This window comes from Streptomyces sp. RPA4-2 (assembly GCF_012273515.2).
GTDB classification, from domain to species: domain Bacteria; phylum Actinomycetota; class Actinomycetes; order Streptomycetales; family Streptomycetaceae; genus Streptomyces; species Streptomyces kaempferi.
In genome coordinates this window covers 4,456,343-4,478,238 of record NZ_CP050975.2, presented here as the reverse complement: position 1 = coordinate 4,478,238, position 21,896 = coordinate 4,456,343, and the positions used below count along the sequence as shown (strand labels likewise).

Genomic DNA, 21,896 nt, shown 5'->3' with positions numbered 1-21,896 from the left:
CTGAGCCCGCGCCCATACGGTACGTCGCCCGCAGGACGCGCCTAGGCCCAGAACCCGCGAGGTGCCCTGTCCCCGCTGGTCAACCGCGATTTTAACCTCTTCTTGGCGCCCGACCCGCCGACAGGAGTGAGAGTTCTCTCCAAGTCTTCCCTCGGCGGGTCCCTGACAAGCGTGAAACGAGCCGGAACGAGGGGTTCCGAATGGCCGGTTCCGTCAGCCGCGGCGACGCGCCTCCGCCATCCGCTGCTCGGCGATCCGGTCGGCCGCGGCGGCCGGCGGAATCCCGTCCTCCTTCGCACGTGCGAATATGGCCAGCGTGGTGTCGAAGATCTTCGCGGCCTTCGCCTTGCACCGGTCGAAGTCGAAACCGTGGAGCTCGTCGGCGACCTGGATGACACCGCCCGCGTTCACGACGTAGTCGGGCGCGTACAGGATCCCGCGGTCCGCGAGGTCCTTCTCGACGCCCGGGTGCGCGAGCTGGTTGTTGGCGGCGCCGCACACGATCCTCGCCGTGAGGACGGGCACGGAGGCGTCGTTCAGTGCCCCGCCGAGCGCGCAGGGGGCGTAGATGTCCAGTCCCTCCACACGGATCAGCGCCTCGGTGTCGGCGACGGCGGTGACCCCGGTCGGGTGCTTGTCCAGGATCCGCCGCACGGAGTCCGCCCGCACGTCCGTGATGACGACCTCGGCGCCGTCCTGGCGCAGATGGTCCACGAGGTGGTGGCCCACCTTGCCGACGCCCGCGATGCCCACCCTGCGGCCCCGCAGCGTCGGGTCGCCCCACAGGTGCTGGGCGCTCGCCCGCATGCCCTGGAAGACGCCGTAGGCGGTCAGGACCGACGAGTCGCCCGCGCCGCCGTTCTCCGGCGAACGGCCGGTCGTCCAGCGGCACTCCCGGGCCACGACGTCCATGTCGGCGACGTAGGTGCCGACGTCGCAGGCCGTGACGTAGCGGCCGCCGAGCGAGGCCACGAACCGGCCGTAGGCCAGCAGCAGCTCCTCGCTCTTGATCTGCTCGGGGTCGCCGATGATGACGGCCTTGCCGCCGCCGTGGTCGAGACCGGCCATGGCGTTCTTGTAGGACATCCCGCGCGAGAGGTTCAGCGCGTCGGCGACGGCCTCCTCCTCGCTCGCGTACGGGTAGAAACGCGTCCCGCCGAGGGCGGGGCCCAGAGCGGTGGAGTGGATGGCGATGACGGCCTTGAGGCCGCTGGCCCGGTCCTGGCACAGCACGACTTGCTCATGACCCCCCTGGTCCGAGTGGAACAGGGTGTGCAGGACGCCGTCGGTTACGTCGGTCACTGTGGTGACTCCCAGGTAAGTAGCGGCGGTTGACGACGGTGCCCGTGCGGATGGCGGGCCCCCGTGGGCACGAGGGTAGAGCCTGCGCCCGGTCACCATCCGCGCAGTGTTCAGGATCACCTTCTCCCGGAGTACGTTTCCGCACGGCCGTGGGACGATTTGCAGTGGTTTCCCGGTCGCTCGTGTGCCGGTTGAACACGTTCCCGCCCGGGTTTCGTGTTCGGCCCGATGGGGAGGGAGCAGAGGTGCCCAAGGTGTCCTCGGTGGTCGTCCCGTACGCGTCGTATCTGCGCGTCTACGAACCGCTGGCCGCCTTCGCGGAGCCGGAGCGCGGCCACTGGGCGCGCTACGCCCGGCGCGCGGAGCGTCCGTCGTACCAGGACGAACTGCGCCGGTCCCTGGCCGACCTGCTCCCGACGCCGCCGATCCCCGTGCCGGTGCACGAGAGCGCCGACGCGTTCGTGCTGGACGTCGACGGGGTGCTCTGCGTCTGCCCCTGGCGCACCCGGCTGCGGGGCTGGCAGGCGCTCGGTGAACTGGGCGAGGAGCTGCCGGTGTCGGTCCTGGACGCGGTGCTGCCCCCGCTCGTCCGCCGCCAGGCCGCCCTGGACTACGAGCGCTGGCTGGCCCGCAACCCCGACGCCCGCCCGTGGATCCGCAGCTCGACCTGGCAGGTGCCGCTGAACTGGTTCGTGCTCGTCTCCGACGAGGAGCGGGAGTACGAGAAGGGCGCGGGCGGCGACGGAGCGGCGCCGGTGCTGCGCTACCGGACGCCGATGGTGCAGGCGCGCCGGCGGACCGCGCGGGCGCTGAAGACGCTCCGGGACACCCTCGACGAAGGGCCGCTCATCGACGGCCTGGTGGACGTGGGGCGCTGGCTGGAGGAGTTCCACCCGCGCTCGCTGGTCGAGCTGGACTACGGCGGGCTGGTGCACGCCCTGCCGGCCGGGCACCTGGAGGACGATCACTCGGCGGCGGACGTCGCCGAGGGCATCGAGGCGCTGCGCGACGGGGACGGACCCGCCGCGGGCGAGGCGTACGGGCGGCTCGTGGAGCGCTGGCGCTCGGTCAGGGACCGACAGTCCTCGAACTGAGGTCCGCCGGGTGGAACGGGTGGATCACGTGGGACGGGCGTGTCCTGAGGTGTGGGCGGGGACGGGCGGGGCGGGTGCGTCCCGTGGTCCTGTCCGGGACATGTGACGCGTATCTCAGCCGACAGCAACCGAACTGACGTATGGTCCTCGCACGCCGAAGAGGTGCCACTGTAGGACGTAGGTCACGACTACGGGACGTAGGTCCCGATCCGGTCTTTTGCGTCAACGGTGCGTCAAGCGTGACGGATGGCACTTACCTGGCTCTTGCATCGCTTACCCCTCCCCGTGCCAAAATAGGACAAGGAGTCCGGGGAGGGCTCCTTCTACCCGTGTTTGGGTGGAATCTCCGCATTGCACGCTATGGGGGGTCTGGTGACTCCTGATCGTCCTGTGACTGATCGTCACAGTGTCGTGACTGTCCGCTATGGCATGGTCCATCGGCTTCCGTCGCTGATGAACACCTGGGAGGGCAATTCCATCGGTTTGGCCGACGCGGCTGGACGGATGGTGTAGTTGTAGTGCCGAGGACAAGCCGTTCGTCCTATAACCGACTCGACTCGCGTCCGCCATTTCGGGCAACGCGGGTCAAGGTGCAGAATTTAGAGGAAAGAACCGAGAAGGTTCGGTTCTCCCGAGGAGGCCGCTCATGACCGCTCGCACCCCTGATGCCGAGCCGCTGCTGACCCCGGCTGAGGTCGCCACCATGTTCCGCGTCGACCCCAAGACGGTCACACGGTGGGCGAAGGCCGGCAAGCTTACGTCCATCCGCACGCTCGGCGGGCACCGCCGCTACCGCGAAGCGGAGGTCCGTGCACTGCTCGCGGGCATCCCGCAGCAGCGCAGCGAGGCCTGAACAATTACATAAACGGACAATTCGGCAGCTCCCCCAATCCGCCGGAACGTCCGAACCACAGCTTCAAGCGACGCGGGTCCTGCCCCAACAGGGCTCACGCCCGACCCAGTTCCACTCATGACAAGGGTGCGTCGTCGATCGCGCTGGACTCCGCCGGGTCCAGCGCGATTTTTTTGTGCCCCGCCGGGTCCTGGCGCGGCTCCGTCCGCGCTCCGCCGGCGGCCTGGGCGCGCCCTCTTGACGCTTCGCCCGTGCGTCGGGCGGTCGCGGGAGCGGTCGGCGCGGAGGGTCCGTGAGCGGCCTTGTGGGAGTCTGGGGAGGGCTGTCGGATCTCCGGTGGGAGTCCTCGGTGGGTGGTGCAATTGCACATATTAAATTGACTAGTTGTAGGTGGGGTGTAAGTTTCGCTGTTCTGAAAACTTATGCGGTGACACCCGTCACATGCCAGAGTCCTTGTCGCTCACGACTCCCCTGCGCTAAAGGAGAAAGGAGTTGGGAGCGAGGTGTATTCCCGGCGTCCCCGCTCACGCCTTGGAAGGACTCTCCTCCTCGGCCGCCGTCTCCGCCGCGGTCTCGTCCTCCTCGCCGTGCGGAGCGGGTTCCATGGCCAGCCTCAGGAGTTGGTGGCAGATCGGGCAGTGCCGCGTCAGATGGCGGTACCCGGAAGCGGCCGCCAAGTGGGCGCGGAGCAGGGCACGCGTCTCGTGCCGGGCCGATGCCGCCATGGGCCACCTCCAAGGGGTCGAGAGCCCTGGTTTCCGGGGTACCCGGGGAATGAGGTGCCGTCAAGACGCGGGAGCCCCAGGGGTGGGGCCGGAGCGGGGTGGGGTCGGACGCGCGAGAGGGCGGGAGTGCGGGAGTGCCGGACGCACGAGGGTGCCGGGCGCGTGAAGGTGCCGGACGCACGAGGGTGTCGGACACGCACGAGGGTGCCGGCGTGTGAGGGTGCCGGACGCACGAGAGCCCGGGTCCGAAGACCCGGGCTCTCGTATCTACTGCGGTCCTGACGGGATTTGAACCCGCGGCCTCCACCTTGACAGGGTGGCGAGCACTCCAAACTGCTCCACAGGACCAGGTTTCGCAGTCACTTTCGTGCGCTGTGCTGCGAGAAGAGACTGTACAGGAGGGTGAGCCCGGGGTCGAACTCACCCACCGTACGGGCGTCGTTACGGTGCCACGGCGTCGATCGCCTTCACGATGCGCTTGTCGGAGACGGGGTACGCCGTACCGAGCGCGTGGGCGAAATAGCTGACCCGGAGCTCCTCGATCATCCAGCGGATGTCCAGGACCTGCTGCGGGACCGGACGGCCCTGCGGCATCTGCTCCAGGAGCCAGGCGTACTCGTCCTGCATCTCGTGGACCTTCTCCATCCGGGTGGTGTCCCGTTGGACGCTGGTCGGCATCTGCTGCAGCCGGCGGTCCGCGGCCACCAGATAGCGCATGAGGTCGGCCAGCCGCCGCAGACCCGTCGCCGTCACGAAGCCGGGCTTCACGAGGGCGTCCAACTGCTTGCGCACGTCCGCGAGGTTCGCCAGCAGCACGGGGCTCCTGGCGTCCTTCAGGCGGCGCTCACAGGCCTGCCAGGCGGCCAGCACCTGCTGCACCTGTCCGACCGTACGCACCGTCGTGTCGACGATCTCGGCGCGCACCCGGTCGTACAGCTTGCGGTACGACTCCTCGTCCCACGCCGGGCCCCCGAAGTCGCCGATCAGCTTGTCCGCCGCGGCCGTCGCGCAGTCGTCGAAGAGGGCCTGCACGGTGCCGTGCGGATTGGCGGACAGGGCGAGCTTCTGGGCGTTCGTCAGCTTGTCCGAGGCGAACTTGCCCGGGTTCACCGGGATGTTCCGCAGGATCAGCCGCCGGGTGCCCTTCCACATGGCCTGCGCCTGCTCGGCCTCGGTGTCGAAGAGGCGCACGGAGACCGTGTCGCCGTCGTCCACCAGGGCCGGGTAGGCCTTGACCGGCTGGCCCGCCCGGCGCGTCTCGAAGACGCGCGCCAGCGAGCCGATCGTCCAGTCCGTGAGGCCCGTGCGCTCCAGGGACTCGCCGCCCTCGCGCTCCGCCGTCGCCGCCGCGGCCTGCGAGATCGCCTTGCGGGCCTTCGGCTTCAGCTGGAGCTGCAGCGCCTGGAGGTCCTTGTCCTCGGCGAGCTTGCGGCGCCGCTCGTCGACGATCCGGAAGGTGATCTTCAGGTGGTCGGGGACCCGGGACCAGTCGAAGTCGTCGGCGGTGAGCGTGACACCGACCATGCGCTTCAGCTCGCGCGCCATCGTCGTCGTCAGCGGCTCCTGGAGGGGGACCGCACGGTCGAGGAAGGCCCGTGCGACGTTCGGGGCCGGCACGTAGTTGCGGCGGATCGGCTTGGGGAGGGAGCGGATCAGCTCCGTCACGACGTCCTCCCGCAGACCCGGGATCTGCCAGTCGAAGCCCTCGTCCGTCACCTGGTTCAGGACCTGCAGCGGGATGTGGACCGTCACGCCGTCCGCGTCCGCGCCCGGCTCGAACTGGTACGTCACGCGGAACTTGAGACGCCCCTGACGCCACGAGTCGGGGTAGTCGTCCTTGGTGACGGCCCCCGCCTTCTCGTTGATGAGCATCGAACGCTCGAAGTCGAGCAGTTCGGGCTCGTCGTGGCGCTTGTGCTTCCACCAGGAGTCGAAGTGCGCTCCGGACACGACGTGCTCCGGCACCCGCTGGTCGTAGAAGTCGAAGAGCGTCTCGTCGTCGACCAGGATGTCCCGGCGCCGGGCGCGGTGCTCCAGCTCCTCCACCTCGGTCAGCAGCCTGCGGTTGTCGGCGAAGAACTTGTGGTGCGTGCGCCAGTCGCCCTCCACGAGGGCGTTGCGGATGAAGAGTTCGCGGGACGTCTCGGGGTCGATCCGCCCGTAGTTGACCTTCCGCTGGGCGACGATCGGCACGCCGTAGAGCGTGACCTTCTCGTACGCCATCACGGCCGCCTGGTCCTTCTCCCAGTGCGGTTCGCTGTACGTCCGCTTGAGGAGGTGCCCGGCCAGGGGCTCGACCCACTCGGGCTCGATCTTCGCGTTGACCCGCGCCCAGAGGCGGGAGGTCTCCACCAGCTCCGCCGACATCACGAAGCGCGGGGGCTTCTTGAAGAGCGCCGAACCGGGGAAGATCGCGAACTTGGCGCTGCGGGCGCCCAGGTACTCGTTCTTGCCGGTGCCGCGCCCGCTCTCGCCGCCGGTCTCCTTCACGTCCTTCATGCCGACGTGGGAGAGCAGGCCGGCCAGGAGCGAGACATGGACGCTCTGCTCGGCCGCGTCGTCCTCGTTCGGGTGGATGCCCATCTGCTTCGCCACCGTGCGCAGCTGGGTGTAGATGTCCTGCCACTCGCGGATGCGCAGGAAGTTCAGGAACTCCTGCTTGCACATGCGGCGGAAGGCGGAGGAGCCCCGCTCCTTCTGCTGCTCGCGGACGTACCGCCACAGGTTGAGGAACGCGAGGAAGTCGCTGGTCTCGTCCCTGAAGCGGGCGTGGTGCTGGTCGGCCTGCGTCTGCTTGTCGGAGGGGCGCTCGCGCGGGTCCTGGATGGACAGCGCCGCGGCGATCACCATCACCTCACGCGCACAGCCGTTCTTGTCGGCCTCCAGCACCATCCGGGCCAGCCGGGGGTCGACGGGGAGCTGGGCGAGCTTGCGGCCGGTGTCCGTGAGCCGCTTGCGTACGTCCTTCTCCGTGGGGTCCAGCGCGTTCAGCTCCTGGAGGAGCTGGACGCCGTCGCGGATGTTGCGGTGGTCCGGCGGGTCGATGAAGGGGAACTTCTCGATGTCGCCGAGGCCGGCCGCGGTCATCTGGAGGATGACGCTCGCCAGGTTCGTACGGAGGATCTCCGCGTCCGTGAACTCCGGGCGGGAGACGAAGTCGTCCTCGGAGTACAGACGGATGCAGACGCCGTCGGACGTACGGCCGCAGCGGCCCTTGCGCTGGTTGGCGCTGGCCTGCGAGACGGGTTCGATCGGGAGACGCTGGACCTTGGTGCGGTGGCTGTAGCGGGAGATGCGGGCGGTGCCCGGGTCGATGACGTACTTGATGCCCGGGACGGTGAGGGAGGTCTCCGCGACGTTCGTCGCCAGCACGATCCTGCGGCCGGTGTGGGGCTGGAAGACGCGGTGCTGCTCGGCGTGCGAGAGGCGGGCGTAGAGGGGGAGGACCTCGGTGAAGCGGTAGTTCTTCTTCGTGAGCGCGTCCGCCGTGTCGCGGATCTCGCGCTCGCCGGAGAGGAAGACGAGGATGTCGCCCTTGCCCTCGGCCTGCAGTTCCTCCACGGCGTCGGTGATCGCGGTGATCTGGTCGCGGTCCGCGTCGTCGCCGTCCTCCTCCAGGAGCGGGCGGTAGCGGACCTCCACGGGGTAGGTGCGGCCGCTGACCTCGACGATCGGGGCGTCGCCGAAGTGCCGGGAGAAGCGTTCGGGGTCGATGGTCGCGGAGGTGATGACGACCTTGAGGTCCGGGCGCTTGGGGAGCAGCTGGGCGAGGTAGCCCAGCAGGAAGTCGATGTTGAGGGACCGCTCGTGGGCCTCGTCGATGATGATCGTGTCGTAGGCGCGCAGCTCGCGGTCGGTCTGGATCTCGGCGAGCAGGATGCCGTCCGTCATGAGCTTGACGAAGGTGCCGTCCGGGTTGACCTGGTCGGTGAAGCGGACCTTCCAGCCGACGGCCTCGCCCAGCGGGGTGTCCAGTTCGTCGGCGATGCGCTCGGCGACGGTGCGGGCGGCGATGCGGCGGGGCTGGGTGTGGCCGATCATGCCGCGGACGCCGCGGCCGAGTTCGAGGCAGATCTTGGGGATCTGGGTGGTCTTGCCGGAGCCGGTCTCACCGGCGACGATCACGACCTGGTGGTCGCGTATGGCGTCGGCGATGTCCGATTTCTTCTGGCTGACCGGGAGCTGCTCGGGGTAGGTGACGGCGGGCACGCGGGCGCGGCGCTCGGCCATGCGGGCCTCGGCCGTGGTGACCTCCGCCTCGATCTCGGCGAGCACGGTGGTCCGGGCCTCGGGCTTGCGGATCCGGCGCGCGCCCTCGAGCCTGCGGCCGAGCCGGTGCGCGTCGCGCAGGGACAGCTCGGCCAGGCGGGGGGCGAGATCGCCGAGGGCGGGGGCAGGATGCGTAGACATACGCGGTCCAGGATCTCACCTCGCCGAAATTCCTGGCGAACGGTTTTGGGTGGGGCGGGGCCGTGCCGGTGTGTCGAGGCCGTCGCCGCCGGATCAGACGTGGGCCGGGCATGCGAACTGCTGCTCGATCCGAACGTAAGCGACGGCCTGCGACACACCGGCACGGCCCCTTCCGTGGCACGGGCCCCTGCGGGTGAGTGGGGAGTGGTGAGTGAGGAGTGAGGAGTGGGGAGTGGGGGGTGAAGTGGGGGTGAGGTGGCACGAGACTCCGAGACCCTGGCTGCGGGTGCGTGGGAGTGTTCCGTGCCGGGTGCCGGGTGCCGGGTGTGCCGGGTGCCGGGTGCCGGGTGCCGGGTGCGTGGGCAGGGGGAGGGTTGGGGGTTTTCCTATTGGGCGGGGGTGGTTAGGGATTTTGCGGGGGGTGGTGTGGGAGGGGTCTGGTCTCGGGAGGGGGCCGACTGGGCCATCGCCTGGGCGGTGTTGGAGACGGCCTTGATGCCCAGGTAGGCCGTCGTCATGCTGCTGACGGCGGTGAAGGCCGCGGTGAGGACGCCGATGATGACGGACTTGTCGCCGTCCAGGCGCCAGACTCCGAAGATCGCCACGCCGGCGATCGCCAGATTGCTCAGGAGGACCGCCTGCAGTCCGTAGCGGGCGCGATACCGCTCCAGGTCGAGTTCGCGCACCGGCGCCTGCCGCCTGGCCGCGGTCTGCGGCTTCGGCTCGCCCTTGAGTAACACCATGGGTTCCCTATCCCCAGGACACCGTGTCCTGCACGGTGCATGCCAAGTTCAGGGGTGAACCATACGATGAAGGGCCCCGTCCGATGGACGGGGCCCTTCATGTGGTGGCTGGGGCCGGGGTCGAACCGGCGACCTATCGCTTTTCAGGCGATCGCTCGTACCAACTGAGCTACCCAGCCACGAGGTTTCGAGGAAACCTCAGCGGTCCTGACGGGATTTGAACCCGCGGCCTCCACCTTGACAGGGTGGCGAGCACTCCAAACTGCTCCACAGGACCAAGCTGTTGCGTGCGACGCGTGAACAGTGTCGCACACGGTGTTGCGTGCCCCCAACGGGATTCGAACCCGTGCTACCGCCTTGAAAGGGCGGCGTCCTAGGCCGCTAGACGATGAGGGCTATCGGCCCGCCTGGGCGCTTCCTCAGCGCGTCGGGGACGTGAGAAGCATATGGGATGGCGGGAGGTATCGCCAAAACGGTTTACGGGGTGCCGCCGGAGGGGCTGGAGGAAAGGCCGGGAGGGGCGGGAGGGGCGAGAGAGGTGGGAGGGGTGGGAGGGGTGGGAGGGGCGAGAGAGGTGGGAGGGGTGGGAGAGGTGGGAGGGGTGGGAGCGGTGGATTGGGGGGCGCCGGGGTGGTTCTCCTTCGGGAGGTGGCGGCTGACCTCGGCCGTGGTGAGTCCGAGGCCGCCCAGTTTGATCTCGTCCCAGGCCTGGAGGCGGCGGGTGTCCCGGTCGACGTAGAGGACCGAGGCCTCGATGGGGTCCGGGTAGGTGCCCTCGATCGCGCGCAGACCGCTGCCGCCCGTCGAGCCCTCGACGCGCAGGCGGGTTCCGTACTTCATGACCTCCGTCTGTTCGTGGTGCAGGTGGCCGGCCAGGACCAGGGGCACCTCGCCGTCGGTCAGCCGGGCCGCCGAGGGTTCGTGGGCGATGGCGATGTCGACGGGGGTGCCCGCGGCGCGCTGGTCGCGCAGGGAGGAGGCGAGGCGGGCGCCGGCCAGTTCCTCCGCCGCGCCGCCGCCGGGTGCGACCGAGCGGTCGGGGGTGAACTGCGGGTCGCCGATGCCCGCGAAACGCAGGCCCGCGACCGTGAGCGCGCGGCCGTCGTCCAGGACGTGCGCGTTCTTCATGTGTTCCAGATAGCGCTGGGTGAGACGGCTGTCGTGGTTGCCCCTGACCCAGACGTACGGCGCGCCCAGGTCCGCGATCGGGTCCAGGAACCCGTTCTCGGCCGCGGTGCCGTGGTCCATGGTGTCGCCGGAGTCGACGATCACGTTGATGTCGTACTGCTCCACCAGCGACGCGATGATCTTCCAGCTCGCCGGGTTGAGGTGGATGTCGGAGACGTGCAGGACCCGGATCGTGCTGGGGTCCGGTTCGTAGGTCGGGAGCGTGGAGGTGACGTCGTACAGCTTCGTCACGTTCGTCACCAGACGCGCCAGTTCCTTCTGGTAGACGTCGAATTCGCTGACGATGCTGCGGGCGTTGCCGACCAGGGAGGGCGCGGAGGAGAGCAGTCCCGAGAACTTCGGTTCCAGTACCGAGTCCGGGTTCCAGGTGGCGAAGGCCGTCGCGCCGGAGGCGGCGAGGAGCGTGAGGGCCAGACCGCCCGCGGCCAGGGCGCGGCGTGGCCGGCGGTAGACCGCCAGGCCGAGTGCCGTGGCCCCGGAGACGACCGCGACGCAGGACCGCACGGCCAGGTCGAGGGTGCCGTGCTCGACGTCGTGCGCGACCTCGTCCTGGAGGCCCGAGAGGCGTTCCGGGTGGTCGACCAGGGCCTGTGCGCGGGCCGGGTCGAGCTGGTCGACGTTGACGTCGAGCCGGACGGGGGCGACGTGGCTGTCGAGTACGAGGGCGCCGAGCGGGGAGACGTTTATCTTCGTGCCGCCGGTCACCGACGGGCGCAGGGTCATCGTGGTGTTCATCGGGCCGACGGGGGCGCGCACGTTGCCCACGACGAGCAGGCCCAGCCAGGCGCCGAGCAGGACGACGGCCATCAGGCCGAGCGCCCTGGTGTACGGGGACGGTTGCTGGACGAGTTCCTGGGCCATGGGACGGACACGAGGGGTGCGGCGGACGCGGCGGACGCGGTCACCGAGGGTGCGGCAGCGGCGGGCCAGGGCGGTCGCGGGGACGGTTACGGCAGCGGGGACGCGGGCCATTGGTCCCGTATGCCCAAGGGGGCGGGCGGGTATGCGGTGCGGCGCGGGCGGGTGGTCCCCCGACCGGGAGGGCTCGGTGAGTCCCGTCCCCGGAGGGCTCGGTGACTCCCGTGTCCCGTGCGGGGCCGTCGTCGACTCTCGTACGGGGCGGCCGTGCCGGACAATGGCCGTGTGCTGGAGATGACGCGCGAGGAGTTCGAGGAACTGGTCGCCGAGTCGCTGGACCGGATTCCTCCGGAGCTGACACGGCTGATGGACAACGTGGCGGTGTTCGTCGAGGACGAGCCCGACCCGTCCGACCCGGGGCTGCTCGGGCTCTACGAGGGGACTCCGCTGACCGATCGCGGCGAGTGGTACGCGGGGGTGCTGCCGGACCGGATCACGATCTACCGGGGGCCGACGCTGCGGATGTGCGCGACCCGGGAGGACGTGATCGCGGAGACCGAGGTGACCGTGGTGCACGAGATCGCCCACCACTTCGGGATCGACGACGAACGGCTGCACGCGCTCGGATACGGGTGAGTCGTCCGGCGGGCGCGCGCCTTGCCGCGTGTCCTCTTGCGGGCGGCGGGAGTTGGGCAGGGGGACTCCCCGAACTTCCCCGGGCTCTCGGCAGCGATCGAGCAGGGGAGACCCCAACCGGAGGTGGCTGCCCGTGCGCCCCTTGTACGTACCCGTCCGTCTGGCCGCCACGGTCATCGTCGTAGCGGCCGCCGTACTGCATGAGCGTGGGTGACGACGCGGGCCGCCCTGACCCCGCGCACTCGGCGGGGCACCGCGGAGGCGGGGCACCGGGCGCGGGATCCGCGGGAGGCGGGGGCGGCGGCTGGTTCCACGGAGGGGCGGGGGCGAAGGGGGTGTCCCGAGTAGGCCGGGTGAGTCCCGGTCCGGGGAGGCCTCGGCGTCGGCGTCGGCGTCCGGTGCGGCGAAGCCGTCCGGCGGGAGCGAGCGGCAGCGGTGACGTGAAGGGGCGGTAAGCGCGGCCCGGCCCGTCCGGCGGTGTGCCGAGTCCCACCCGTGCGACGTCCGATCCGACACCGCCTCCCCAGCCCACCCCGCCGCCCTCGTCGCCGTCCCCCGAGCCGAGTACGGCGGAGCCGTCGTCGTCCGCGCACGAGCAGGCCACCCAGCTGCTGAACCGGGTGCCGGCACCGCGCGCGGGGGAGCCGGTCCTCGGGCGTAGCCGGTGGCGATGAGGATGGGGAGGCGGGGGGAGAGAGGGGGAGGGCGAGGGCGGCGGAGAGTGCCCCGTGGGCGAGGGGGAGAGGGCGGGGAATAGGTTCGCGGGCGGGGGTGTTCCTCTTCCCGTACGCGCCTGACCTGGCTCTTTGAGGTCAGTTTGCCTTCAGGGGCGAGGGGTGCGTATGGTAGTAGATCGTTTGATCCCATTTGCCCGGCGCCAACGCAGAGAGCGCCGCGTGGCGCGTACTCTCCCTTGCCGTGGCCGGACCGCATAGAGGCGGTCGATTGCGACTTCACGGAGTTTGGGCGCGTGCCGAAGAACTCCGGAAGGTTCGCATTTCGCATGTCTGTTTCCAGTACTGATCACGTCGTCGTGCCCGAGAACAACGAGGGCGACAACATCGAGGGCGTCGAGGCCGTTGTCGTGGCCTCCGTCGAGACCCCGGAGGCCGTCGAGGCCACCGAGTCCGCCGATGCCACCCCCGAGATCACCTTCGCCACCCTCGGTCTTCCCGAGGGCGTCGTCCGCAAGCTCGCTCAGAACGGTGTGACCAGCCCGTTCCCGATCCAGGCCGCGACCATCCCGGACGCCCTGGCCGGCAAGGACATCCTGGGCCGCGGCCGCACCGGCTCCGGCAAGACCCTCTCCTTCGGTCTGCCGACCCTGGCGCAGCTCGCCGGCGGTCACACCGAGAAGAAGAAGCCCCGCGCGGTCATCCTCACGCCGACCCGTGAGCTGGCCATGCAGGTCGCCGACGCCCTGCAGCCCTACGGCGACGTCCTCGGCCTGAAGATGAAGGTCGTCTGCGGCGGTACGTCGATGGGCAACCAGATCTACGCCCTGGAGCGCGGCGTCGACGTCCTCGTCGCCACCCCGGGCCGTCTGCGCGACATCATCAACCGCGGCGCCTGCTCGCTGGAGAACACCCAGATCGCCGTCCTCGACGAGGCCGACCAGATGTCGGACCTGGGCTTCCTGCCCGAGGTCACCGAGCTGCTCGACCAGATCCCGGCCGGCGGCCAGCGCATGCTGTTCTCCGCCACGATGGAGAACGAGATCTCCACGCTGGTCAAGCGCTACCTGACCAACCCGGTCACGCACGAGGTCGACAGCGCCCAGGGCAACGTCACGACCATGTCGCACCACATCCTCATCGTGAAGCCCAAGGACAAGGCGCCGGTCACCGCCGCGATCGCCTCCCGCAAGGGCCGCACGATCATCTTCGTCCGCACCCAGCTGGGCGCCGACCGCATCGCCGAGCAGCTGCGTGACGCCGGTGTGAAGGCCGACGCGCTGCACGGCGGCATGACGCAGGGCGCCCGGACCCGGACGCTGGCCGACTTCAAGGACGGTTACGTCAACGCGCTCGTCGCGACCGACGTCGCCGCCCGCGGTATTCACGTCGACGGCATCGACCTGGTCCTGAACGTGGACCCGGCCGGCGACCACAAGGACTACCTGCACCGTTCCGGCCGCACCGCGCGTGCCGGCCGCTCCGGCACCGTCGTGTCGCTGTCGCTGCCGCACCAGCGCCGTCAGATCTTCCGGCTGATGGAGGACGCGGGCGTCGACGCCGCGCGTCACATCATCAACTCCGGTACGGCCTTCGAGCCCGAGGTCGCCGAGATCACCGGCGCCCGGTCGATGACCGAGGTCCAGGCGCAGTCGGCGGGCGACGCCGCCCAGCAGGCCGAGCGCGAGGTCACGCAGCTCACCAAGGAGCTGGAGCGCGCGCAGCGTCGCGCCGCCGAGCTGCGCGGTGAGGCCGACCGTCTGGTCGCCCGTGCCGCGCGTGAGCGGGGCGAGGACCCGGAGACCGCGGTCGCCGCGGCCGCGGAGGCCGTGATCGAGCAGGCCGCGGCCGAGGCTCCCGCCGAGGTGCCGGCCGCCGTGGCCGAGCAGCCCGCGGAGCGTCCGTCCTACGAGCAGTCGCGTCCGCGCCGTGACGAGCGGGGCAACTACGAGCGTCGTGACAACGACCGTGGTGGGTTCCGTCGTGACGACAACCGTGGTGGCGGCTTCAACCGTGACGACCGTGGCCCCCGTCGTGACGACCGCCGTGACGGCGACCGTGGTGGGTTCCGTCGTGACAACGACCGCCGGGACGACCGTGGCGGCCGCTCCTTCGAGCGTCGTGACGACAACCGCGGTGGCGGCTTCAACCGTGATGACCGTGGCGGCCGTTCTTTCGAGCGTCGTGACGACAACCGCGGTGGCGGCTTCAACCGGGACGACCGTGGCGGCCGTTCTTTCGAGCGTCGTGACGACAACCGCGGTGGCGGCTTCCGTCGTGACGACAACCGTGGTGGCGGCTTCAACCGCGACGACCGTGGCGGCCGTACTCCCGAGCGTCGTGACGGTGACCGTGGCGGCTTCCGCCGCGACAACGACCGTGGCACCACCGGCCGTTCCTTCGAGCGTCGTGACGACCGTGGCGGCCACCGTGGCAGCGACCGTCCCTTCAACCGCGACCGTCAGGGCGACCGCCCCGCGGGCGGCGGCTTCCGCGCCGGCAGCCACGACCGTCCGTACGGCCGCCGCGACGACCACCGCGGCACCGGCACCGGCACCGGCACCGGCCCCGGCACCGGCACCGGCGGCGGTTCCTTCCGCCGCGACGAGAAGCCGCGCTGGAAGCGCAACGGCTGATCGCCGCTGACACAGCCAAGTGATGTGGCCCCCACCCGAGTTCTGGGTGGGGGCCACTTCGCTGTCCGCGAGGGAACGTGTGGACAACGCCTTCCGCTCCCCCTGCGGAGGCTCTGTATGACCTCGCCGGGCGATCTGACCGGTGACAGGCGGCCCGGTCTGCCGGCGCGGGAGGCCTCGACCGGCGACGTCCACGTGCTCGCCGCCAAGAGCGACAGGGGTCTTTTCTGGCCAGTTTGCTCACCGTTGTGGCGCATGTCATGCGCCCGGCAAGGGAATCGCTGGGGGCATGACAGATGACGCCAAGGCGAGTGGGCTGTCGGACGAAGAACGGCTTGCCCAGCTCGGCTATACGCAGGTTCTGGCCCGCCGCATGTCGGCGTTCTCCAACTACGCGGTCTCGTTCACGATCATCTCGGTGCTCTCGGGCTGTCTGACGCTGTATCTGTTCGGCATGAACACCGGCGGTCCCGCCGTGATCACCTGGGGATGGGTCGCGGTCGGACTGATGACGTTGTTCGTCGGACTGTCGATGGCCGAGATCTGTTCGGCCTATCCGACCTCCGCCGGCCTGTACTTCTGGGCCCACCGGCTGGCCCCCGAACGGTCGGCGGCGGCCTGGGCGTGGTTCACGGGGTGGTTCAACGTCCTCGGGCAGGTCGCGGTGACCGCGGGCATCGACTTCGGCGCGGCGTCCTTCCTGGGCGCCTACCTGAACCTGCAGTTCGATTTCGAGGTCACGCCGGGCCGGACGATCCTGCTCTTCGCCGGCATCCTCGTCCTGCACGGACTGCTCAACACCTTCGGGGTCCGGATCGTCGCCCTCCTCAACGACATCAGCGTGTGGTGGCACGTCCTGGGCGTAGCGGTGATCGTGGGCGCTCTCGCCCTCGTACCGGACCACCACCAGTCCGCGTCCTTCGTCTTCACGCACTTCGTGAACAACACCGGCTGGGGCAGCGGTGTGTACGTCGTCCTCGTCGGCCTGCTGATGGCGCAGTACACGTTCACCGGATACGACGCCTCCGCCCATATGACGGAGGAGACGCACGACGCGTCGACGGCCGGACCCAAGGGCATCGTGCAGTCCATCTGGACGTCGTGGATCGCCGGCTTCGTCCTCCTGCTCGGCTTCACCTTCGCCATCCAGTCGTACGACAAGGAGCTGGGCTCGGCGACCGGCGCGCCGCCGGCGCAGATCCTGCTCGACGCGCTCGGGGCCACGGCGGGCAAGCTCCTGCTGCTGGTCGTGATCGGCGCGCAGCTGTTCTGCGGGATGGCGTCCGTGACCGCCAACAGCCGCATGATCTACGCCTTTTCGCGCGACGGGGCGCTGCCGTTCTCCCGGGTGTGGCACACCGTGAGCCCGCGCACGCGCACTCCGGTCGCGGCGGTGTGGCTGGCGGCGCTGGGGGCGTTGGTGCTGGGGCTGCCGTACCTCATCAACGTGACCGCGTACGCGGCCGTCACGTCGATCGCCGTGATCGGGCTCTACATCGCGTACGTCATCCCGACGCTGCTGCGGCTGCGCAAGGGGGAGGCGTTCGAACGGGGGCCGTGGCATCTGGGCCGCTGGTCGCGCGCGATCGGCGTCGTGTCGGTCGTCTGGGTGGCCGTCATCACCGTCCTGTTCATGCTGCCGCAGGTCTCCCCGGTCACCTGGGAGACGTTCAACTACGCCCCGGTCGCCGTCCTCGTGGTCCTGGGTTCCGCCGCGGCCTGGTGGACGGCCTCGGCCCGCCACTGGTTCCTCAACCCCGACCACGCCCGCACCCGGGCGCGTGAGGCGGCGCGCAAGGGTGCGCCGGAACCGGTCGATCCGTAGCGTTGTGCGCGGTTGGTCCCCGGCCGCGCGCGCCTCCGGCGCGGCCGGGAGACCGATACCCGATCGGAGTCCCGGCCTCGTCCGGCTATGCTCGGGGATGCGTCGGCGCGGGATGCGTGCGGGCCGGTGCGTGGACCCTTAGCTCAATTGGCAGAGCAGTGGACTTTTAATCCATTGGTTGTGGGTTCGAGTCCCACAGGGTCTACCGACAAGCCCCAGGCCGGAGTGCATCCGGCCTGGGGCTTCGGTGTGTTGGAGGGGCAGCCGGGCTCAGCCCGCCGTGAGCTCCGGCAGCGGGAGTGTGTGCTGGGTCTGGAGGACCTTGGCGCGGAGGTAGCGCACGTTGTGGGCCGTGGTGAAGACGCCCGTCGGCACACGGTGGGAGACCTCGATGCCGAGGTCGCGGAGCTGCTCGGCCTTGTCGGGGTTGTTGGAGAGCAGGTCGAGGGAGCCGACGCCGAGGGCCCGGAGCATCTGGGCGGCCGCCGTGTAGTCGCGGTCGTCCTCGGGGAGGCCGAGGGCGGCGTTGGCGGCGTAGGTGTCGAGGCCCTGGTCCTGGAGGGCGTACGCGTCGAGCTTGTTGTAGAGGCCGATGCCGCGGCCCTCCTGACGCAGGTACAGGAGCACGCCGCCCCGTTCCGAGATCCGCTCCACCGCCTCACGCAGCTGAGGGCCGCAGTCGCAGCGGGCCGAGCCGAAGACGTCGCCGGTCAGGCACTCGGAGTGCAGGCGCACCAGCGGGTTCGCGCCCGGTTCGCCGAGCACGACGGCGAGGTGTTCCCGGCCGTCCGCCAGACCGTGGAAGGTGACCAGCTCCGCGTCGACGGAGTAGCCGTCGCCGAAGCGCAGGGGCACGGCGACGCGGGTGCGCACCGTGGCGGTGGGGAAGTCGCGCATGTTGTCTCTCCGGTCCAGCGGGTCGGTGGCAGTGGTTTCCCGGGGCGGTGTGTTTCATATTTGAAGCACAGCCTGGGGAGGCGACCGTACAGGATGCTTTAAAGTTCAAGCAACACTTTCGGGGAGATGAGCTGACTGCGGCTCACCTGACCCCCTTGGCCGCCCCGTCCGCCCCGTCCGCCCCGTCCGTGCCGGTCGTCCAGTCCGATTCGTCCGTGCGTCCTCAGGAGGAACGCCGCCGCCATGGCAGATCTTCCCCCTGGACCCCGGGACCTTCCCCCTGGATGCCGCGGGTGACGCTCGCGCAGATCTCCTCCAGCTGCCCCACCTGCTCCGGCGTCAGGCGGTCGAAGAGCGCCGCGCGCACCTGCTCCACGTGCCCGGGCGCCGCCCGCTCCAGGACGGTCATACCCTCGTCCGTGAGGACCGCGACCTGACCGCGTCGGTCCGTGGGGCAGCCCTCCCGGCGCACCAGACCGTCGTTCGCCAGCCGGGTCACGCCGTACGTCAGCCGGCTGCGGGTGATCTTCAGGACCTCGGCGAGGTCGGTCATCCGCAGCCGCCGCTCAGGGGCCTCGGACAGCATGGCGAGGATGGAGTAGTAAAGGTGGGGCATGCCGGCCTCCGCCTGGAGCTGCCGGTCGATCGTGTCCTCCAGGAGCGAGACGGCGGCGATGTACGAGCGCCAGGCGCGTTGCTCGGCGGGGGTGAGCCAGCGGGTCGTCATGTCGCCAGTCTAGGTATTGTTTAAAAATTGAACCACTGCTGAATCACCGCTGAACCGCTACTCGAACCCCTACTTGAGTCACTAGCAGCCCAGAGCGCAGAGCTCGGAGCCGGAGGCAGCGTCCCATGCCCCATCCCTACGTCCTGTTGTCCGCCGCCGTCTCCCTCGACGGCTTCCTGGACGACACCGGCCCCGAACGGCTGCTGCTCTCGGGTCCGGCCGACTTCGACCGGGTCGACGAGGTGCGGGCGTCCAGCGACGCGATCCTGGTCGGCGCGGGCACGATCCGCTCGGACAATCCCCGGCTCCTGGTCAACTCCGCCGAGCGGCGGGCGGCCCGGGTCGCCGCGGGCCGCCCCGCCTACCCCCTGAAGGTCACCGTCAGCGGGTCCGGCGACCTCGACCCGGACGCGCAGTTCTGGCACACGGGCGGCGAGAAGATCGTCTACACCACGGACGAGGGGGCCGTACGGGCCACCGAGGTCCTGCGCGGTCCGGCCGTCGACGTGGTGGCGACGGGGGCCGAGCTGGACTGGCGCGCCGTGCTCGAACACCTCCATGACGTACGGGGGGTGCGGCGTCTCATGGTCGAGGGCGGCGGGCGGGTGCACACCCAGCTGATGGGGCAGGGCCTGGCGGACGAGCTCCAGCTCGCCGTCGCGCCGCTCTTCGTGGGACAGGCGGACGCGCCACGGCTGTTCGGGCCCGGGGGATACCCGCCCGGACGGATGCGGCTGGTGGAGACACGGGCGGTGGGAGACGTCGTCCTCATCCGCTACGTCCCCACGGCCCCCGGCACCGGTGCGCTCGCCTCCGCGGCGGACCGGCACTGGCTGGGGGTGGCGTGCGAGCTGGCCGCGCTGTGCCCGCCGTCGAGGACGGCGTTCAGCGTGGGCGCGGTGGTGGTGGCCGCGGACGGCACCGAGCTGGCCCGCGGGCACTCGCGGGAGGGGGGCGACCCCGTCGCGCACGCCGAGGAGGCGGCACTCGCCAAGATCGCCGCCGGGGATCCGCGGCTGGCGTCCGCGACCGTCTACAGCAGTCTGGAGCCGTGCGCCCGGCGGGCCTCGCGGCCCGCACCCTGCGCCCGGCTGATCCTCGACGCGGGGGTGCGCAGGGTGGTGACCGCCTGGCGGGAGCCGGACACCTTCGTGGCGGGCGCGGACGGCAACGGGCTGCTGGTGGCCGCGGGGGCGGACGTCGTCGTGCTCCCGGAGTTCGAGGAGCGGGCCACGGCACCCAACCGGCATCTTCTCGGAGCCGCCTGACGGAGGGGCTTCCGGCGGCCGGTGCCCGGTCGTGGACGGTCGCGAGCGGGGCGGAATCGCAGGGGATCCGGAGGAGAAGAGACCTGGTCGTGGGGCGTGCGTGAACGGGTGTGCTCGGGGGGTCGAACATGGCGTACACTGGTTTCAACGACGCGGGGTGGAGCAGCTCGGTAGCTCGCTGGGCTCATAACCCAGAGGTCGCAGGTTCAAATCCTGTCCCCGCTACTCAAGGCCAAGGCCGGAACTCGGATTCACGAGTTCCGGCCTTTGGCGTTTCCGGGTTTTGGTGTTCTAGGGCGCCTTGGTGTTGTCGGTGCTTGGTGTTTCCGGTCCCTGGTGTTTCCGGTCCCTGATTTCTTCGACACGCCCGTACGGAAGCAAGGGCCGTCCCCCGGTCGGTCCACACCGCTGGCCCCCTCCCCCCGGTCCGGGAAACCTGGACGGGTGGGGCAGCGAGGAGGTGCGCGGCGGGCCGGACGGTCCTACGGCCGGTCGGGCGGACGGCGGTCCGGCGGCCCCGTGCCCGATCCGGGGCTGGGGGACGAACCGTCGCCGGACCCGGACCCTCGCCGGATTTCGCACGCCTGGACCCTGGTGCGGGCGCTGCCGTTCCTGCTCGTCGTCGTCGCGGTGGTCTACGACTGTCTGACCCCGCCCGGATTCACCGCGGCACCGCTCTTCACCGCCGCCCCGCTCGTCGCCGCGCCGATCTTCGCGCTGCGCGGCACCCTCCTCACGGGGGCCATGACGCTGGCCGCGCTGCTCGCATGCCGCCTCAGGCTCGGCCTCCACATGGGGATCGGCGCGATCACCGAGGTCGCCACGGTGGCGACCGTCGTCGTCCTCGCCGTCCTCATCAACATCCTCGTCCGCCGCTCGGACGAACGGCTCGCCTCGGCCCGCCAGATCGCCGAGGCGGCTCAGCGCGCCGTGCTGCCGCAACCCGAGGGCCGGATCGGCGGCCTGGCGGTCGCGGCACGCTACGAGGCCGCGCAGGAGGGCGCGTTCATCGGCGGCGACCTGTACGCCGTGCAGGACACCCCGCACGGCGTACGGCTGGTGGTGGGCGACGTCCGCGGGAAGGGCATGGGCGCGGTGGCCGCCGTCGCGGTGGTCATCGGGGCGTTCCGGGAGGCGGCCGAGCAGGAGACGGCGCTGGAGGCGGTCGCGCAGCGGCTGGAACGCGCGCTGGCCCGCGAGGGCACCAGGCGCGAGGACCTGGACGCCTTCGAGGGTTTCACCACGGCCGTCCTCGCGGAGATCCCGCACGGGGGCGACGTGGTCAGGATCGTCAACCGCGGCCATCCGTCACCGCTGCTCCTGCACGCGGACGGCACGCTGTTCACGCTCGCCGCCACGAACCCCGCGCTGCCGCTCGGCATGGGCGAGCTGGGCTCCTGGCCCGACCGCGCGGTTACGGCGGACTTCCCGCCCGGCTCCACGCTCCTGTTCCACACGGACGGTCTGTCCGAGGCGCGTGACGGCCGCGGGAACTTCTACGATCCGGCCGAGCGGCTCGCGGGACGGACCTTCAGCGACCCGGACGCCCTGCTGGCCGAGCTCGCGGCGGGGGTCGGCCGGCACACCGGCGGCGCGCTCGCGGACGACATGGCACTGCTCGCCGTGCGGCGTCCCCCGCGGGCGACGGAGTTCCTTGATCGTTGTCACGAGGGGTAGCGGATGGTACTCCTCCGCGTAACAACTGACACACGGTCAAAAACAGGTGCGTGCGGGAGGGCGGGTCAACTCGCCCGTTTTCCCCCGCTCATGCCCCGTAAGTCCTGGCCAAGAGTGGTTAATGATCCGTACGAACGGCTTGGAATCCGGTACCCGAGTCTATTAACGTTCGATAACGCAGCGCGGTCGTCCCAGCCGTCACAAGAGACGGCTCCGTGCGCACGCGCCGAATCCCGCGAGGGAACCGGGGAACCACCAACTTGGGGTGAATCGAGCGTCTTTCACGGTGGAGACACCGTGGGTTGACGCGCGTAGGAGACCTTCCTGCTCCGAACCCGTCAGCTAACCCGGTAGGCGAGAAGGAAGGAAAGGAGCGCGCCCAC

At 70.3% G+C, this 21,896-nt stretch carries 14 protein-coding genes, 6 tRNA genes and 1 riboswitch; of the genes, 9 read left to right on the top strand and 11 right to left on the bottom strand.

Annotation, left to right across the window (positions count from 1 at the left end):
- Window positions 1-213 precede the first annotated feature (213 nt).
- Window positions 214-1,302 (bottom strand): Glu/Leu/Phe/Val dehydrogenase, encoded by a 1,089-nt coding sequence (locus tag HEP85_RS19475; RefSeq protein WP_168528871.1) that lies wholly within the window; start codon window positions 1,300-1,302, stop codon window positions 214-216.
- Between the two features lie 245 nt (window positions 1,303-1,547).
- On the opposite strand from HEP85_RS19475, the gene HEP85_RS19470 reads away from it, so the two are divergent.
- Together HEP85_RS19470 and bldC are read left to right on the top strand one after the other, a co-directional pair.
- Window positions 1,548-2,396, top strand: coding sequence for a hypothetical protein (locus HEP85_RS19470; RefSeq protein ID WP_168528870.1), 849 nt, complete (start codon window positions 1,548-1,550; stop codon window positions 2,394-2,396).
- Window positions 2,397-3,042: 646 nt separating this feature from the next.
- Window positions 3,043-3,249 carry a developmental transcriptional regulator BldC gene (gene bldC, locus HEP85_RS19465; RefSeq protein ID WP_003949541.1) on the top strand — a complete coding sequence of 69 codons (207 nt, stop codon included), beginning with the start codon at window positions 3,043-3,045 and terminating at the stop codon, window positions 3,247-3,249.
- 524 nt (window positions 3,250-3,773) lie between these two features.
- Here bldC and HEP85_RS19460 read toward each other — a convergent pair.
- The 8 genes from HEP85_RS19460 to HEP85_RS19425 all read right to left on the bottom strand — a co-directional run bounded on the left by HEP85_RS19460 (window position 3,774) and on the right by HEP85_RS19425 (window position 11,287).
- Window positions 3,774-3,974 carry a DUF6274 family protein gene (locus HEP85_RS19460; protein ID WP_168528869.1) on the bottom strand — a complete coding sequence of 67 codons (201 nt, stop codon included), beginning with the start codon at window positions 3,972-3,974 and terminating at the stop codon, window positions 3,774-3,776.
- Between the two features lie 273 nt (window positions 3,975-4,247).
- Window positions 4,248-4,322: transfer RNA gene (locus HEP85_RS19455), tRNA-Asp, on the bottom strand.
- A 93-nt stretch (window positions 4,323-4,415) separates the two neighbouring features.
- Window positions 4,416-8,384 (bottom strand): ATP-dependent RNA helicase HrpA, encoded by a 3,969-nt coding sequence (gene hrpA, locus HEP85_RS19450; RefSeq protein WP_168528868.1) that lies wholly within the window; start codon window positions 8,382-8,384, stop codon window positions 4,416-4,418.
- 386 nt (window positions 8,385-8,770) lie between these two features.
- Complete coding sequence (locus HEP85_RS19445) at window positions 8,771-9,127, bottom strand: hypothetical protein (RefSeq protein WP_248001999.1); 357 nt, start codon at window positions 9,125-9,127, stop codon at window positions 8,771-8,773.
- A gap of 102 nt (window positions 9,128-9,229) precedes the next feature.
- A tRNA-Phe gene (locus HEP85_RS19440) sits at window positions 9,230-9,306 on the bottom strand.
- Window positions 9,307-9,329: 23 nt separating this feature from the next.
- A tRNA-Asp gene (locus tag HEP85_RS19435) sits at window positions 9,330-9,404 on the bottom strand.
- 46 nt (window positions 9,405-9,450) lie between these two features.
- Window positions 9,451-9,523 (bottom strand) — tRNA-Glu (locus HEP85_RS19430).
- An 81-nt stretch (window positions 9,524-9,604) separates the two neighbouring features.
- Window positions 9,605-11,287 (bottom strand): metallophosphoesterase, encoded by a 1,683-nt coding sequence (locus HEP85_RS19425; RefSeq protein ID WP_168528867.1) that lies wholly within the window; start codon window positions 11,285-11,287, stop codon window positions 9,605-9,607.
- A 171-nt stretch (window positions 11,288-11,458) separates the two neighbouring features.
- Here HEP85_RS19425 and HEP85_RS19420 point away from each other — a divergent pair, with 171 nt between their 5' ends.
- From HEP85_RS19420 to HEP85_RS19405, 4 genes are all read left to right on the top strand, one after another.
- Complete coding sequence (locus HEP85_RS19420; RefSeq protein WP_194280875.1) at window positions 11,459-11,809, top strand: metallopeptidase family protein; 351 nt, start codon at window positions 11,459-11,461, stop codon at window positions 11,807-11,809.
- Between the two features lie 1,003 nt (window positions 11,810-12,812).
- Window positions 12,813-15,119, top strand: a complete 2,307-nt coding sequence (locus tag HEP85_RS19415) for a DEAD/DEAH box helicase (protein WP_369657772.1) — start codon at window positions 12,813-12,815, stop codon at window positions 15,117-15,119.
- Window positions 15,120-15,408: 289 nt separating this feature from the next.
- Window positions 15,409-16,944 carry an amino acid permease gene (locus tag HEP85_RS19410; protein WP_168528866.1) on the top strand — a complete coding sequence of 512 codons (1,536 nt, stop codon included), beginning with the start codon at window positions 15,409-15,411 and terminating at the stop codon, window positions 16,942-16,944.
- A 132-nt stretch (window positions 16,945-17,076) separates the two neighbouring features.
- A tRNA-Lys gene (locus HEP85_RS19405) sits at window positions 17,077-17,149 on the top strand.
- A 65-nt stretch (window positions 17,150-17,214) separates the two neighbouring features.
- On the opposite strand, the gene ribA is transcribed toward HEP85_RS19405, so the two are convergent.
- Both ribA and HEP85_RS19395 read right to left on the bottom strand, forming a co-directional pair.
- A complete protein-coding gene (gene ribA, locus HEP85_RS19400) occupies window positions 17,215-17,841 on the bottom strand; it encodes a GTP cyclohydrolase II (protein ID WP_168528865.1) in 627 nt (208 codons plus the stop codon).
- A 223-nt stretch (window positions 17,842-18,064) separates the two neighbouring features.
- Window positions 18,065-18,568 (bottom strand): MarR family winged helix-turn-helix transcriptional regulator, encoded by a 504-nt coding sequence (locus HEP85_RS19395; protein ID WP_168528864.1) that lies wholly within the window; start codon window positions 18,566-18,568, stop codon window positions 18,065-18,067.
- A gap of 125 nt (window positions 18,569-18,693) precedes the next feature.
- On the opposite strand from HEP85_RS19395, the gene HEP85_RS19390 reads away from it, so the two are divergent.
- From HEP85_RS19390 to HEP85_RS19380, 3 genes are all read left to right on the top strand, one after another.
- Window positions 18,694-19,836, top strand: coding sequence for a dihydrofolate reductase family protein (locus HEP85_RS19390; RefSeq protein ID WP_369657771.1), 1,143 nt, complete (start codon window positions 18,694-18,696; stop codon window positions 19,834-19,836).
- A 151-nt stretch (window positions 19,837-19,987) separates the two neighbouring features.
- Window positions 19,988-20,061 (top strand) — tRNA-Met (locus HEP85_RS19385).
- Window positions 20,062-20,355: 294 nt separating this feature from the next.
- Window positions 20,356-21,513 carry a PP2C family protein-serine/threonine phosphatase gene (locus HEP85_RS19380; protein ID WP_369657770.1) on the top strand — a complete coding sequence of 386 codons (1,158 nt, stop codon included), beginning with the start codon at window positions 20,356-20,358 and terminating at the stop codon, window positions 21,511-21,513.
- Window positions 21,514-21,727: 214 nt separating this feature from the next.
- Window positions 21,728-21,885, top strand: a riboswitch (cyclic di-AMP (ydaO/yuaA leader).
- Window positions 21,886-21,896: the final 11 nt, after the last annotated feature.

Coding starts and splice junctions, on each gene's coding strand:
- bldC (WP_003949541.1), top strand. CDS start 3,043: ATGACCGCTCGCACCCCTGATGCCGAGCCGCTGCTGACCCCGGCTGAG.
- HEP85_RS19460 (WP_168528869.1), bottom strand. CDS start 3,974: ATGGCGGCATCGGCCCGGCACGAGACGCGTGCCCTGCTCCGCGCCCAC.
- hrpA (WP_168528868.1), bottom strand. CDS start 8,384: ATGTCTACGCATCCTGCCCCCGCCCTCGGCGATCTCGCCCCCCGCCTG.
- HEP85_RS19445 (WP_248001999.1), bottom strand. CDS start 9,127: ATGGTGTTACTCAAGGGCGAGCCGAAGCCGCAGACCGCGGCCAGGCGG.
- HEP85_RS19425 (WP_168528867.1), bottom strand. CDS start 11,287: ATGGCCCGCGTCCCCGCTGCCGTAACCGTCCCCGCGACCGCCCTGGCC.
- HEP85_RS19415 (WP_369657772.1), top strand. CDS start 12,813: ATGTCTGTTTCCAGTACTGATCACGTCGTCGTGCCCGAGAACAACGAG.
- HEP85_RS19410 (WP_168528866.1), top strand. CDS start 15,409: ATGACAGATGACGCCAAGGCGAGTGGGCTGTCGGACGAAGAACGGCTT.
- ribA (WP_168528865.1), bottom strand. CDS start 17,841: ATGCGCGACTTCCCCACCGCCACGGTGCGCACCCGCGTCGCCGTGCCC.
- HEP85_RS19395 (WP_168528864.1), bottom strand. CDS start 18,568: ATGACGACCCGCTGGCTCACCCCCGCCGAGCAACGCGCCTGGCGCTCG.
- HEP85_RS19390 (WP_369657771.1), top strand. CDS start 18,694: ATGCCCCATCCCTACGTCCTGTTGTCCGCCGCCGTCTCCCTCGACGGC.